The following is a 14,099-nucleotide window of genomic DNA, read 5'->3' as shown; positions in this document are numbered from 1 at the left end:
GACGTGAAGGCAAAGGCGCAAAACGACATGGCGAAAACGCTGACGACAGACCCCGATTGGTGGCGCGGTGCGGTGATCTATCAGATCTATCCGCGCAGCTATCAGGACAGCAACGGCGACGGGGTGGGGGACCTTTTGGGGATCACCGGCCGTTTGCCGCATATTGCCTCGCTTGGGGTCGATGCGATCTGGATTTCGCCGTTCTTCAAATCCCCGATGAGGGATTTCGGCTATGACGTCAGCGATTACTGCGATGTCGACCCGATGTTCGGCAGCCTTGCGGATTTCGACGCGCTGATCGGCATGGCGCACCAACTGGGCCTGCGGGTGATGATCGACCTGGTTCTGTCGCATACCTCGCAGGATCATCCGTGGTTCGAAGAAAGCCGTGCGTCCAAGGACAACGACAAGGCCAACTGGTACGTCTGGGCCGATGCCAAACCCGACGGCACCCCGCCCACCAACTGGCTGTCGATCTTTGGCGGCTCGGCCTGGCAATGGGACAGCCGCCGATGCCAGTACTACATGCACAACTTTCTGACCTCGCAGCCCGACCTGAATTTCCACGAACCGCAAGTGCAAGAGGCACTGCTGAAAGTGGCCGAGTTCTGGCTGGATCGCGGGGTCGATGGTTTCCGCCTGGATACCATCAACTTCTACGTTCACGATCAGGAGTTGCGCGACAACCCGGCCCTGCCTGCGGACAAGCGCAACGCCATCACCGCCCCGTCGGTGAACCCATACACCTGGCAGGACCACCTGTACGACAAGAACCGCCCGGAAAACCTAGAGTTCCTGCGCAAGCTGCGGACCCTGATGAACCGCTACAACGCCGCCGCTGTGGGCGAGGTGGGCGATGACCTGTATGGGTTGGATATCCTTGGCGAATACACCTCGGGCGGGGACAAGGTGCAGATGAGCTATGCCTTCGAGCTGCTCTCGGCCGTGCCACCCACCGCCGGTTACGTGGCCGAGGTGATGGACCTGGTCGACGAAAAGGCGCCCGAGGGCTGGGTTTGCTGGGCCTTTTCCAACCATGACGTGCCGCGCCACATCACGCGCTGGAACCTGCCCGACGCGGCGGCGCGCGCCTATACGACGCTGATGATGTGCCTGCGCGGATCGGTCTGTATTTACCAGGGCGAAGAGCTGGGCCTGCCCGAGGCGGATGTGAGTTTCGAGGACCTGCAGGACCCTTACGGCATCCAGTTCTGGCCCGAGTTCAAGGGCCGCGACGGTTGCCGCACGCCGATGGTCTGGGACAACGACAGCCAGAACGGCGGGTTCACCACCGGCAAACCCTGGCTTCCGGTCAGCCATGACCACCTGCCGCGCGCCCTGTCCGAACAGGAACGCGACCCCGGCGCGCTGCTGCACCACTATCGCAAGGCCATCGCCTTTCGCCACGCCCACAAGGCGCTGATCAAGGGCAGCCATGACCGGGTCAAGGCCACCGGCAGCGTCGTGCATTTCCTGCGCGAGGACGCGGACGAGACGATCTTTGTCGCGGTGAACCTGTCGGGTGAGCCGGCGACCATCGACATGCCGAAAGGCCAGTGGCACCAGATCGGGATCGAGCTGGGCAGCACCGGCCCTGCGCCTGACGGCAAACTGCATCTGGGGCCCTGGCAGCCCGCGCTGGCCCTGCGCCAGTCCGCGTAACACAGCAAAAGAGGAGGGGGAGACATGGCCAATCTGAAGCTGACCGGGATCGAAAAGACCTATGGCGGCACGGTCAACGTGCTCAAGGACATCAACCTTGAGATCGAACAGGGCGAGCTGATCGTCTTTGTCGGCCCGTCGGGCTGTGGCAAATCCACCTTGCTGCGGATGATCGCGGGGCTGGAAAAGATCACCGGCGGTACGCTGGAGATCGACGGGCAGGTGGTCAACGACGTGCCCCCCGCGCAGCGCGGCATCGCCATGGTGTTCCAGTCCTATGCGCTGTATCCGCACATGACGGTGCGCGACAACATGAGCTTTGCCCTGAAGCTGGCGAAAAAGTCCAAGGCCGAGATCGACGAGGCGGTGATGCGCGCCGCCAAGATGCTGCAGCTCGAGGATTACCTGGACCGCCTGCCCAAGGCGCTGTCCGGTGGGCAGCGGCAGCGGGTGGCGATTGGCCGGTCGCTGGTGCGCGACCCCAAGGTCTATCTGTTCGACGAGCCGCTTTCCAACCTGGACGCGGCGCTGCGCGTGGCGACGCGGATCGAGATCGCGCAGCTGAAAGAACAGATGCCCGACCGCACGATGATCTATGTGACGCACGACCAGGTCGAGGCGATGACGCTGGCCACCCGTATCGTGGTGCTGGCCAACAAGGGGATCGCGCAGGTCGGATCGCCGCTGGATCTGTACGAGCGGCCGAACTCGGAGTTTGTCGCGCAGTTTATCGGGTCACCTTCGATGAACCTGCTGCCGGGCGAGGTGATCGCCACGGGCGCGCAGACCCGGGTCAGGCTGGAGCGGGGCGGCGAGGTGCTGTCGCATTACCCGACGCGGGACGAAGACATGGGGCTTAAGGTCAATGTCGGGGTACGCCCCGAGGACATGGTTGAAACCGATGGCGAGGCCTATGTCTATGCCGGCAAGGTGGATTTCACCGAAGCCCTGGGCGAGGTCACGCTTCTGTATCTGCAGCCGGAGAATTCCCACGACCCGATCATCGCCAAGCTGCCGGGTATTCACCGCGACACGCGCGGCACCGAGGTGAAGCTGGGGGTTGCACCGGAAAAGGTGCACCTGTTCGCCAACGGGGTGTCGCTGCTGTATCGCTGAGCGGCCGCGGGTGAGGGAAGTCAGCGGTGCGCGCCTTGCGGCGCGCGCCCATTTGTTTTGCGTTCGGGCCACGCGGGCCTTGGGGGCGGACCCCCAAACCCCCGGGGCTCTGCCCCCGCGCTGCGCGCGTCCCCGGGATATTTGGGGCAAATGGAAACGAGCGGGGCCTAGCGGGTGATTTCGCCGCCGGCCTGCTGCCAGTGGACGAGACCGCCGATATTGTGAACCTCGTCGTGGCCCATGCGTTTGAGCATCATCCTGGCCATGGAGGACCGTGCGCCGGACGCGCAGTAGACCGCGATGGGTTTGCCCTGTTTGAGTTCGGGCAGGCATTCGGGGCTGCGCGGGTCGGCGCGCATCGCCAGCGTGGACGAAGGGATTTCGAGCGCGCCCTTGGCCTTGCCGCTGGCGCGGATTTCCATCGGGTCGCGGATGTCGATCAGCACCACTTCGTTTGCGGCGCTGCGGGTGATCGCCTCGGCCGGGGTCATGGTGCCACCGCTGACGGCGTTTTGAAGAAAAGCAAACATCTCGCGTCTCCTTGCGTGTTGTTGATGCTATATACATTCGGTAAGTGGAATGTAAAGGGGAAAGCCGCTTGTTCTTCTAATGTTCCTGATTTTCCATTGGCGAGGCCACAGGTTTCGCCTATCTGTTAACCGGTCGTTATGCGGGGGGCGTCATGCCTGAGTTGAAGTACATCGAAGTGCGCGGCGCGCGCGAACACAACCTCAAGTCCATCGACGTGGATATTCCGCGCGATGAGCTGGTGGTGATCACCGGGCTGTCGGGCTCGGGCAAGTCGTCGCTGGCCTTTGACACGATCTATGCCGAGGGGCAGCGCCGCTATGTGGAATCGCTGAGCGCCTATGCGCGGCAGTTCCTGGACATGATGGAAAAGCCCGATGTGGATCATATCAGCGGGCTTTCCCCGGCGATTTCCATCGAGCAGAAGACGACCAGCAAGAACCCGCGGTCCACTGTCGGTACGGTGACCGAGATTTATGACTATCTGCGGTTGTTGTTTGCGCGGGTCGGCACGCCCTACAGCCCCGCCACCGGCATGCCCATCGAGGCGCAGCAGGTGCAGGACATGGTTGACCGGGTCATGGCGCTGGAGGAGGGCACGCGTGCCTATCTGCTGGCGCCCATCGTGCGCGACCGCAAAGGCGAATACCGCAAGGAATTCCTGGAGTTGCGCAAGCAGGGGTTCCAGCGGGTCAAGGTGGATGGCGAACTCCACGAATTGGACAACCCGCCGACGCTGGACAAGAAATTCCGCCATGACATCGACGTGGTCGTCGATCGGATCGTCGTACGCGAAGGGATGGAAACGCGGTTGGCGGACAGTTTCCGCACGGCGCTGGACCTGGCGGACGGCATCGCCATTCTGGAAACCGCGCCGAAGGAAGGTGACCCCGAGCGCCTGACATTCAGTGAGAATTTTGCCTGTCCTGTGTCTGGCTTTACCATCCCCGAGATCGAGCCGCGCCTGTTTTCCTTCAACGCGCCCTTTGGGGCCTGTCCCGATTGTGACGGGCTGGGGGTCGAGCTGTTCTTTGATGAACGGCTGGTGGTGCCCGACCAGACATTGAAAATCTCTGACGGGGCGCTGGCACCCTGGCGCAAGGGCAAAAGCCCCTATTTCCTGCAGACCATCGACGCCATCGCCAAGCATTACGAGTTCGACAAGAAGGCCCGTTGGAAGGATCTTCCGGCGCATGTGCAGCAGGTGTTCCTGTACGGGTCGGGCGACGAGGAAATCCAGTTCCGCTATGACGAGGGCGGGCGGGTCTATCAGGTGTCGCGGGCCTTTGAAGGGGTCATTCCCAACATGGAGCGGCGCTATCGCGAGACGGATTCGAACTGGATTCGCGAAGAGTTCGAGCGCTATCAGAACAACCGGTCCTGCGGGACCTGCGGGGGCTATCGCCTGCGCGAAGAGGCGCTTGCCGTCAAGATCGGGCCATCGGGCGACAAGGACAAGCTGCTGCATGTGGGGCAGGTGGTCCAGATGTCGATCCGCGAAGCCTTTGAGTGGTGCGGCAGCGTGCCGGGCGACCTGACCAAGCAGAAGAATGAAATCGCGCGGGCAATCCTGAAGGAAATCCGCGAGAGGCTGGGGTTCCTCAACAACGTCGGGTTGGAATACCTGACGCTGTCGCGCAATGCCGGCACCCTGTCAGGCGGCGAAAGCCAGCGGATTCGGCTGGCCAGCCAGATCGGCAGCGGTTTGACCGGGGTGCTTTACGTGCTGGATGAACCCTCGATCGGATTGCACCAGCGCGACAACTCGCGCCTTTTGGACACGCTGAAAAACCTGCGCGATCAGGGCAATACGGTGATCGTGGTCGAACACGACGAAGAGGCGATACGCGAGGCGGATTATGTCTTTGACATCGGGCCGGGGGCCGGGGTGCATGGCGGGCAGGTGGTGGCCAAGGGCACGCCCGCGGAAATCATTGCCGATCCAGCCAGCCTGACCGGGCAATACCTGTCGGGCGCCCGCGAGATTGCCGTGCCAAGCGAACGGCGCAAGGGCAACAAGAAGCAGATCAAGGTGGTCAAGGCGACGGGCAACAACCTGCGCGAGGTGACAGCCGAATTCCCGCTGGCGAAATTCGTCTGCGTTACCGGCGTGTCGGGCGGGGGCAAATCGACCCTGACGATCGAAACCCTGTTCAAGACCGCCAGCATGGCGCTGAACGGGGCGCGCCAGACGCCCGCGCCCTGCGAGACGATCAAGGGGCTGGAGCATCTCGACAAGGTGATCGACATCGACCAGCGGCCCATCGGGCGCACGCCCCGGTCGAACCCGGCGACCTATACCGGGGCCTTCACCCCGATCCGCGACTGGTTCGCCGGTCTGCCCGAGGCGAAGGCGCGCGGCTACAAGCCCGGGCGGTTTTCGTTCAACGTCAAGGGCGGCCGCTGCGAGGCCTGTCAGGGCGACGGTGTGATCAAGATCGAGATGCATTTCCTGCCCGACGTCTATGTTGAATGCGAGACCTGCAAGGGCAAGCGCTATAACCGCGAAACCCTGGAAATTCGCTTTAAAGGCAAGAGTATAGCGGACGTTCTTGATATGACGGTTGAAGAGGCGCAAGAGTTCTTCAAGGCGGTGCCCAGCATCCGCGACAAGATGGATGCGCTGATGCGCGTGGGCCTTGGTTATATCAAGGTGGGCCAGCAGGCGACGACCCTGTCAGGCGGCGAGGCGCAGCGAGTCAAGCTGTCGAAGGAACTGGCGAAACGGTCCACCGGGCGGACCCTGTATATCCTGGATGAACCCACCACGGGCCTGCATTTCGAAGACGTGCGCAAGCTGCTTGAGGTGCTGCACGAACTGGTGGATCAGGGCAATTCGGTCGTGGTGATCGAACATAACCTCGACGTGATCAAGACCGCCGACTGGCTGATCGACATCGGCCCCGAAGGTGGCGATGGCGGTGGCGAGATCGTGGCCGTGGGTACCCCAGAACAGGTGGCGCAGGTCGAACGCAGCCACACCGGGCGCTACCTGAAACCAATGCTGGATGCCCGCAAGGTGGCCGCCGAATAATGGGCGGCCCCCATGGCGGGGGCGGATTTTTTCACGCGGCGGGGGCTTGGCTAACACAATGTTAACTTTTGTTCCCAAACAATGAACGGATTCGTTCCGAAGGAGCGGGCGAAGCGTATTCTAGTTGCGAATTGATAAATGGGTGCCGCGTGATCCCAGATATTTCAGATTGTCCAATCGGTATCGGGGTCGTCGGCCTTGACGGGTCGTTCCTTTGGGGATCGACCCGCTTGCGCGAAGAACTGGGCCTTGTGCCGGAATCGGCATTGGATTTCCGGTTTCAGGACATCACCTTTGCCGAAGATCTGGACGAGGACCTGCGCAACCTCGAACTTTTGTTGTCTGGTCAGCAAAGCCAGTACCAGATGGAAAAACGCTATGTCATCGGCAACCAGGCGCCGTTCTGGGCCAGCCTGTCGGTCAGTCTGAAACGTGACCAATGGGGCAAGCCCAAGCATTTCATTTCCTGCGTGCAGAACATCGACGACCGCAAGGCCCGCGAGGCGGTGCTTGAAAAACTGGCCTGGCAGGACGAGCTTACGGGGCTGCCAAACCGGCACGCCTTTGTCGAAAGCGCGCGTCAGGCGCTTGAAAACCACCGCCCGGGCAAGGGGCTGTTGGTCGTGGCTTTTGCCGACATGAACGGGCTGAAGGACATCAACGATACCCGGGGCCATGCGATTGGCGACATGGCCATCTGCGCGATGGGCAAGGCTCTGACCGATCAGATCGGCTCTGACGGCTTTGTCGCGCGGCTGGGCGGGGATGAATTCGGGATTGTGGTGACTGGCTGCGGTGCCGGGGCCATCCGCATGATGCTGGATGGCTGTCTGTCGCTCGAGGTGCAGCTGCAAGGCGACAAACAGATGCTGAGTGCAAGTATCGGATTTGCCATTTTCGGGGCCGATGGCACCGATCTGGACAGGCTTCTGAGCGTGGCGGACCAGCGCATGTACGACCGCAAAGTGCCGTTCCGCCCCGATCAGCGACAGCGACGCCCGGTTTCACGCATGGGCCTTTAGGCCGACCATGAAACCGGGGCGCCCCGGGGTTATTTCTTCATCGGGCAGGTGTTGATGCCGACCAGCGAATACAGCAGGCAGCTGCCCATCAGGCCGGTGGCCAAGGGGATGATCCCGATCCACATCCAGACGCCATAGCCCATCAGGGCACCAAGGATCAGCAGGGCGCCGATGACGATACGGGCAATCTTGTCGATGCCGCCAACATTGTTCTTGAGCATGGTTCTAACCTTCCACTCCGGAATTTCGATGGTCAAAGGTTAACCGATTCGCGGGGGGGCGTCGGTGATCTGGTCACATAGCGCGGCGCATTCGCCACATATTTTCGTGATCGTCTAGCTGTCGCTTTGCGCCAGATCGCGTAGCGCGTCGGCATCGCGCAGCACCACCTGACCACGTTCCTGCGCCACGATCCCGCGCCGCGCCAGCGCATCCAGCCGTCGCGACACGACCTCGCGCGCGGATCCGATCATCACGGCCAGCTCGGCATGGGTGGCATGCACGACACCGCCTTCGGCGCGGTCCAACAGGCATTGCGCCAAACGGGCCTCGACCCGGGTAAAAGCCACCTTTTCAAGCAGATGCATCATGCTTTGCAGGCGCTGCGCGAAGGCGTGAAAGACAAAGCTGCGGAACTGCGCGTCGCTGTCCATCAAGGTCAGGAACAGAGCGCGCGGGATCAGCACAAGGCGGCTGTCGCTGCGGGTCAGGGCCTCGCCCGAGTAATCCTCGCCGCCCAGCAGGCCAAGGGTGGATTGCACACAGCTTTGCCCCGGCTCGACCGCGTAAAGCAGGATGTCGCGGCCGGTGGGGCCGGTCAGGAAAACATCGACCCGGCCATCCAGCACGATGACAAAACCCTGCACCGCGTCGCCGGGATGGAACAGCGCGGTGCCCTTGGGCACGGTCATGGGCGCCAGCGCGTCAAGCCGGCGGCGGCTGTCGGGGGACAGATCGGACAGGCCCGGGGCCTGCGTGCTCCAACCGGGGATGGGGGGCTGTGTCATGGCCTTTACGATAGGGGTTGCCCGGCCCAAGGGAAAGGCCGGGCGATGCCCTTAGCCACGCCCGCGCTTTTCGAACCGCGGCAGCATGGCGCTGAAATCGCGGCCCTTGCCATCCTCATCCTCGACAAAGCTTTGGTACAGGTCCATCGCGGCCTTGCCCATGGGGGTGTCGGCATCGGCGGCCTCGGCGGCCTGTTGCGACAGGCGCAGGTCCTTGAGCATCAGATCGGCGGCAAAGCCGGGGACATAACCGTTGTCGGCGGGGGACTTGGGGCCGACGCCCGGCGCGGGGCAATAGGCATTCATCGACCACGAATAGCCCGACGAGGTGCTGACCACGTCGAACATCGCCTCGCGCGACAGGCCCAGCTTGTCGGCCAGGGCAAAGGCTTCGCAGGTGGCGATCATGGTGACGCCAAGGATCATGTTGTTGCAGATCTTGGCAGCCTGGCCATTGCCCGAGGGGCCGCAATGCACGGCCTTCTGGCCCATGATGTCGAAAAGCGGCTTGGCCTTGGCAAAGGCGTCGTCGCTGCCGCCGACCATGAAGGTCAGCGTGCCGGCGCTGGCCCCGCCGATGCCGCCCGACACCGGGGCATCCAGCGCGCCAAGGCCCGCGCCGGCCGCCTGCGCGGCCACGGCGCGGGCGCTTTCGACGTCGACGGTAGAGCAATCCAGCAGCACCGCACCGGGCTGCATCGCCGGGATGATGTCATCGGCGACGCTGCGCAGGATGGCACCATTGGGCAGCATGGTGATGACCACGTCGGCGCCCTTGGCGGCCTCGGCGGCGCTGGTGGCCTGCGCCGCGCCCTCGACCGTGACGCCCGCCACGTCAAAGCCTGTCACCTGATGCCCTGCGGCGATCAGGTTGGCGGCCATCGGCGCGCCCATGTTGCCCAGTCCGATAAATCCGATTTTCATGCTGTTCTCCCTGAAATCCAAAGCCTGTTTGCCCAGCGGCGCCAGCATCCGGCTGACATCGACGGCGGGCACCTTGTCCAGCGCATGCCGCCATTTGGGCGATCTGTCCTTGTCGATGATGGCCGCGCGGATGCCTTCGAGAAAGTCGCCGTGTTCCATGATCCGGTGCGACACGCGGTATTCCAGCTCCAGCGCCTTGCGGATCGTCAGGTTGGACATGGCGCGCAACCGGTGGATCATCTCAAGCGTGACGGCCATCGACAGCGGCGCATTGCGGCCCAAAGCCTTGAGCGTCTTTTGCGCGAAATCGGAGGTGTCATTGCGCAAGAGGTTCAGCACATCGGCCAGCCCTTCGCCGCCGAACAGCGCGTCGATCTGCGGCTGCTGCGCGGCCAAAGGGCTGTCTGGCGCGGGCAGGGCGGCCTGCTGGACAAGCCCGGCATCGCCGGTTTCGCGCAGCAAGGTTTTCAGCGTCGGCCATTCGGCCTCGGGGATATAGTGATCGGCAAAGCCGGCGTGGATGGCATCGCCCGGACCCATGCGCGCGGCGGTCAGGCCAAGGTATTCGCCCAGGCGCCCGGGCGCGCGCGCCAGAATAAACGAGCCGCCCACATCGGGCACAAAGCCGATGCCGCATTCGGGCATGGAAATCTGGGTGCTTTCGCAGGTGATCCGGTGCGAGCAATGGCCGCCCAGCCCGACGCCGCCGCCCATGACAAAACCGTGCAGAAAGCTGACGACGGGTTTGGGATACTCGGCCAGCTTGGCGTTCAGGCGATATTCGTCGCGCCAGAACCGGCGGCCGTAGTCAAGGTTGCCTTCGGTGCCGGTCTGGTACATCTCGGCGATATCGCCGCCGGCGCAGAAAGCGCGATCGCCCTCGGCGTCGAGCAGGATCAGATCGACCTGCGGATCGTTGCGCCATTGGTCCAGCGCGGCCTCGACTGCCAGACACATGTCGTAGCTGAGCGCGTTCAGCGCCTTGGGCCGGGTCAGGGTGATATGGCCGGCGCGGCCCTGTTTTCGGATCTTGGTGTCACTCATCTGGGCGCGGGTCCTTTTGGCGCGGCACGGACCGGGGGCCAGCCCCCGGACCCCCGGGATATTTAGGGCAATTGGAAACGGGCGCGGGTCACCGGGCCAGCATGTGGCGCGCGGTGATCAGCCGCATGATTTCATTGGTGCCTTCGAGGATCTGGTGCACCCGCAGGTCGCGGACCAGCTTTTCGATGCCGTAGTCGGCCAGATAGCCATAGCCTCCGTGCAGTTGCAGGCATTGATCGACCGTTCTGCTGCCGGCCTCGGTCACGAATTTCTTGGCCATGGCGCAGAATTTCGTGGCGTCGGGGGCCTTTGTATCGAGCTTCCAGGCGGCCTGACGCAGAAAGGTGCGGGCGGCCTGCAGTTCGATCTCCATATCGGCAAGGCGGAATTGCAGCGCCTGGAACTGGTCGATGGTCTGTCCGAAGGCCTTGCGTTCGGACATGTATTGGAGGGTCATGTTCAGGCCGGTCTGCGCCGCGCCGAGCGAACAGGCGGCGATGTTCAGGCGCCCGCCGTCAAGGCCTGCCATGGCGTATTTGAAACCCTGGCCTTCGTCACCGATCAGGTTGTGATGCGGCACGGTGCAGTCGTCGAATTGCACCTGGCGGGTGGGCTGCGACTGCCAACCCATCTTGCGTTCGAGCCCCCCAAAGGACAGGCCGGGTGTGCCGGCCTCGACATAGAGGGCCGAGATGCCCTTGGGGCCGTCGTCGCCGGTGCGTGCCATGACCACATAGGCATCGGAATAGCCGCCGCCCGAGATGAAGGCCTTGGTCCCGTTCAGGCGGTAGCCTTCGTTGGTCTTTTCCGCGCGGGTTTTCAGCGCCGCCGCGTCCGAGCCGGAGCCCGGTTCGGTCAGGCAGTAGGACAGCACGGTTTCCATGCTCAGCGCGCGGGGCAGGATGCGGTCCTTCATTTCAGGGCTGGCAAAGCTGTCGATCATCCGGGCGCACATGTTGTGGATCGACAGGAAGGCGGCGACCGAAGGGCAGGCCATCGACAGCGCCTCGAAGACCAGGGTGGCGTCAAGGCGGCTGAGGCCCGAACCCCCAGCCTCTTCGGAGACGTAGAGCCCGCCAAAGCCCAATTCCGCCAGTTGCGGCCAAAGCTCTTTGGGGATGGTGCCGGCGGCCTCCCATTCCTGCGCGTGGGGGGCGATATGTTCCTGCCCGAAAGCATGGGCCATGTCGAAGATGGCGGTTTGTTCCTCACTCAGTGCGAAATCCATGTCGACCCCTCCCTTGGTGCCAATGAACGCGGCGAATTGAACGCTTGTTCAGATTGTGCCGGATGCCGCGGCAGGATGCAAGGATTACAGGCGGTCCGCGACAGTATTGCGGATGACGGTTTCGACCCGGTGCAGGCCCTGGGCATTGTCGAACTTTTCGATGGCGGTGGCGCGGGCGGCGGCGCCCAGGGTGCTGCGGTCGGGCATTGCGATGATCTGCGCGATGCGCTCGGCAAAGCCGGCCTCGTCCCATTCATCGACCAGCAGGCCGTTGACGCCATCCTCGACCGCCTCGGGGATGCCGGCGTGGCGGGTGGACAGGGTGATGCAGCCGCAGGCCAGGGCCTCCTGGATGGCGGTGGGCAGGCCCTCGGTATTGCCGTTGCGGGCAGTGACCGAATGCTGCAGGAACACCTCAGTTGTCTGCAAATGCCTGCGCACCTGGTCATGGGGCAGGGCACCGGCAAAGGTGATCTGGTCAGCGACGCCCAGCTCGGCGGCCAGCGCTTTTGAGCTGTCCAGCAAAGGCCCGTCGCCGATAAAGGTCAGATGCGCGGCGCCCCCCTTCGCGGCCTTGGCAAAGGCGCGCAGGGTAATCTGCGGCGCTTTCTTTTCGACCATGCGGCCGACCGCCAGAAACGACAGCGGGCGCTTTTCGCCGGGACAAAAGCGGCGGATATCCACCCCCGAGGGCACCACATGCGCATTGCCGTGCCGCACCCCATGCGCGGCCAGGTTGTCCAGCAGGAACTGGCTGACCGAAAACATCCCCGCAAGGCGCGGCATCATCAACCGATAGGACCGCACCCGCTGCCGCGAGGTCAGCGCCGCTGAGGCATCGGTGCCGCGCCAATAGGTAAAGACCGGAATGCCCAGGTCATTGCCCAGCTTGGCCACCACCAGCGCCTGGGTGCCGAATTCGGCCAGGATCGCCTTGACCCCGTGCTGCCTGAGAAACCCGGCCAGTTGCGCCCTGTTGTCACCATAGGGCAGGCGCGACGTGCCATGCAGCAGGGCGCCGGACAGGGCGGCAAAAGGCGCCGTCAGCCGGTCACGCAAGGACAGCCTGCCACGCCGCTGAAAGATCGGCTTGCCATAAGGGTCTTCCCCGTTGAACCGCCCGCACAGCACCACGGTGTCGCCGCCGAACATGTGTTCGATATGGCGGTTGATGAAGGTTTCCCCCATCACGAAGTAATCCGATGTGGCGATTGCGATCTTCATGGCGGCCCCGTCTGTGTCGCTTCGGACTTATCGCGTGCCGCGCCAACTGCCAAGGGCGCAGTCCCGCTGCTTCTTCTTGGCGCAAATACTCCGGGGGGACGGGCCGCAGGCCCGGCGGGGGCAGCGCCCCCACCCGGCGCTACAGATCGGCGTGGAACTCGTCGATCAGATGGCGCACCACGGCGCGCATCTGGTCTTCGTGATCTTGCCCGTCTGCCTTGGCCTGCGCCAGGACCGCGCGCTGGCGCGTCGTGCTGTTGCCTTCGATGGCGATCTCGCGGGCGCGTTCGATTTCCGGCAGGCAGCGCAGGATGCCGGCATCCTGTTCCACCAGTTCGATCATCTCGTCGATCAAGGCAGGGAAATCCACGATCTGCGCCGCGCCAAAGTCGATCAACCCCTCCGAAACCCCATAGCGCTGCGCCCGCCAGCGGTTTTCGCCGATCAAAAAGCGGTCATAGATGCGCCAGCGCTGGTTCTTGATCCGCAGCCGCCACAGCATGCGCAGCAGGCACTGGTTCAGCGCCGCCAGCGTCAGCGCATGTTCCAGCCGCGGCTGCACATCCATGATCCGGGTTTCCAGCGTCGGAAACCGCGACGAGGGGCGCAGGTCCCACCAGATGCGGCTGCTGTCCTCGATCACCCCCAGATCGACCAGGATCTGCACCGAGCGTTCGTAGTCCGACCAGCTTTCGAACTGCGGCGGCAGGCCGGTGCGTGGCAGGTTGTCAAAGACCGAAATCCGGTAAGAGGCCAGCCCGGTATCGGCCCCTTGCCAGAAAGGAGAGGAGGTGGACAGGGCCAGCAGATGCGGCAGGAAATAGCTCATCTGCCGCATCAGGTCGGCGCGCACAGCATCATCGTCGATGCCCACATGCACATGCATGCCGCAGATCAGCAGCCGGCGCACCACGCCGCCCAGATCGCGGCTCAGCTCGTTATAGCGTTGCTTGTCGGTGTGATGCTGGGTCTTCCAGTCGGCCAGCGGGTGGCACGAGGCCGCGATGGGCGACAGGCCCCGCTTGCCGGCGTGTTTGGACACGGCGCTGCGCAGCCGTTTCAGATCATCGCGCGCGGCGGCGATATCGGCGCAGGGCTTGGTACCGATCTCGATCTGGCATTGCAGGAATTCGGGGCTGACCTGGCCTTCCAGTTCGGCGGCGCAATCCTCCATCAAACCGGCCGGGGCCTCGGTCAGCGCCAGGCTGCCTTGATCGACCAGCAGGTATTCTTCCTCGATGCCCAGTGTAAAGTCCGGTTCCCGCATGTTGGCCCCCCAATTCCCTTGCGACTGGCCCAGTTGACCGCAG

General features: G+C 63.5%; 11 protein-coding genes and 1 pseudogene. 4 read left to right on the top strand and 8 right to left on the bottom strand.

Going from position 1 to position 14,099, the window contains the following annotated elements:
• Positions 1-27: 27 nt before the first annotated feature.
• Both QF118_RS13970 and QF118_RS13965 read left to right on the top strand, forming a co-directional pair.
• Positions 28-1,662: an alpha-glucosidase gene (locus QF118_RS13970; protein WP_282302481.1), complete on the top strand. Its 1,635-nt coding sequence runs from the start codon at positions 28-30 to the stop codon at positions 1,660-1,662.
• Positions 1,663-1,686: 24 nt separating this feature from the next.
• Positions 1,687-2,778 carry an ABC transporter ATP-binding protein gene (locus QF118_RS13965; RefSeq protein WP_282299659.1) on the top strand — a complete coding sequence of 364 codons (1,092 nt, stop codon included), beginning with the start codon at positions 1,687-1,689 and terminating at the stop codon, positions 2,776-2,778.
• Between the two features lie 167 nt (positions 2,779-2,945).
• On the opposite strand, the gene QF118_RS13960 is transcribed toward QF118_RS13965, so the two are convergent.
• The gene (locus tag QF118_RS13960; RefSeq protein ID WP_282299658.1) at positions 2,946-3,308 is read right to left on the bottom strand and encodes a rhodanese-like domain-containing protein; all 363 of its coding nucleotides are present in this window, start codon (positions 3,306-3,308) and stop codon (positions 2,946-2,948) included.
• A 152-nt stretch (positions 3,309-3,460) separates the two neighbouring features.
• Here QF118_RS13960 and uvrA point away from each other — a divergent pair, with 152 nt between their 5' ends.
• Both uvrA and QF118_RS13950 read left to right on the top strand, forming a co-directional pair.
• The gene (uvrA, locus tag QF118_RS13955) at positions 3,461-6,340 is read left to right on the top strand and encodes an excinuclease ABC subunit UvrA (RefSeq protein ID WP_282299657.1); all 2,880 of its coding nucleotides are present in this window, start codon (positions 3,461-3,463) and stop codon (positions 6,338-6,340) included.
• 149 nt (positions 6,341-6,489) lie between these two features.
• Positions 6,490-7,362, top strand: a complete 873-nt coding sequence (locus QF118_RS13950; RefSeq protein ID WP_282299656.1) for a GGDEF domain-containing protein — start codon at positions 6,490-6,492, stop codon at positions 7,360-7,362.
• A 29-nt stretch (positions 7,363-7,391) separates the two neighbouring features.
• Here QF118_RS13950 and QF118_RS13945 read toward each other — a convergent pair whose 3' ends face one another.
• From QF118_RS13945 to QF118_RS13920, 7 genes and pseudogenes are all read right to left on the bottom strand, one after another.
• Complete coding sequence (locus QF118_RS13945) at positions 7,392-7,583, bottom strand: YgaP family membrane protein (protein WP_282299655.1); 192 nt, start codon at positions 7,581-7,583, stop codon at positions 7,392-7,394.
• A 114-nt stretch (positions 7,584-7,697) separates the two neighbouring features.
• A complete protein-coding gene (locus tag QF118_RS13940; protein WP_282299654.1) occupies positions 7,698-8,369 on the bottom strand; it encodes a Crp/Fnr family transcriptional regulator in 672 nt (223 codons plus the stop codon).
• Between the two features lie 51 nt (positions 8,370-8,420).
• A complete protein-coding gene (gene mmsB, locus QF118_RS19800; RefSeq protein WP_317133910.1) occupies positions 8,421-9,293 on the bottom strand; it encodes a 3-hydroxyisobutyrate dehydrogenase in 873 nt (290 codons plus the stop codon).
• 27 nt (positions 9,294-9,320) lie between these two features.
• Positions 9,321-10,337 (bottom strand): annotated as a pseudogene (locus QF118_RS19795) (enoyl-CoA hydratase/isomerase family protein); the annotation flags it as partial.
• An 88-nt stretch (positions 10,338-10,425) separates the two neighbouring features.
• Entirely contained in the window at positions 10,426-11,565 is a 1,140-nt protein-coding gene (locus tag QF118_RS13930) for an acyl-CoA dehydrogenase family protein (RefSeq protein ID WP_282299652.1), read from the bottom strand.
• An 84-nt stretch (positions 11,566-11,649) separates the two neighbouring features.
• Positions 11,650-12,789 carry a glycosyltransferase gene (locus QF118_RS13925; RefSeq protein ID WP_282299651.1) on the bottom strand — a complete coding sequence of 380 codons (1,140 nt, stop codon included), beginning with the start codon at positions 12,787-12,789 and terminating at the stop codon, positions 11,650-11,652.
• 139 nt (positions 12,790-12,928) lie between these two features.
• Positions 12,929-14,056 carry a carboxylate-amine ligase gene (locus QF118_RS13920; protein WP_282299650.1) on the bottom strand — a complete coding sequence of 376 codons (1,128 nt, stop codon included), beginning with the start codon at positions 14,054-14,056 and terminating at the stop codon, positions 12,929-12,931.
• Positions 14,057-14,099: the final 43 nt, after the last annotated feature.

It is taken from the genome of Tropicibacter oceani (genome assembly GCF_029958925.1).
Taxonomy (GTDB): domain Bacteria; phylum Pseudomonadota; class Alphaproteobacteria; order Rhodobacterales; family Rhodobacteraceae; genus Pacificoceanicola; species Pacificoceanicola oceani.
The sequence above is the reverse complement of the archived record's forward strand: the minus strand, read 5'-3'. Positions and strand labels throughout refer to the sequence as shown.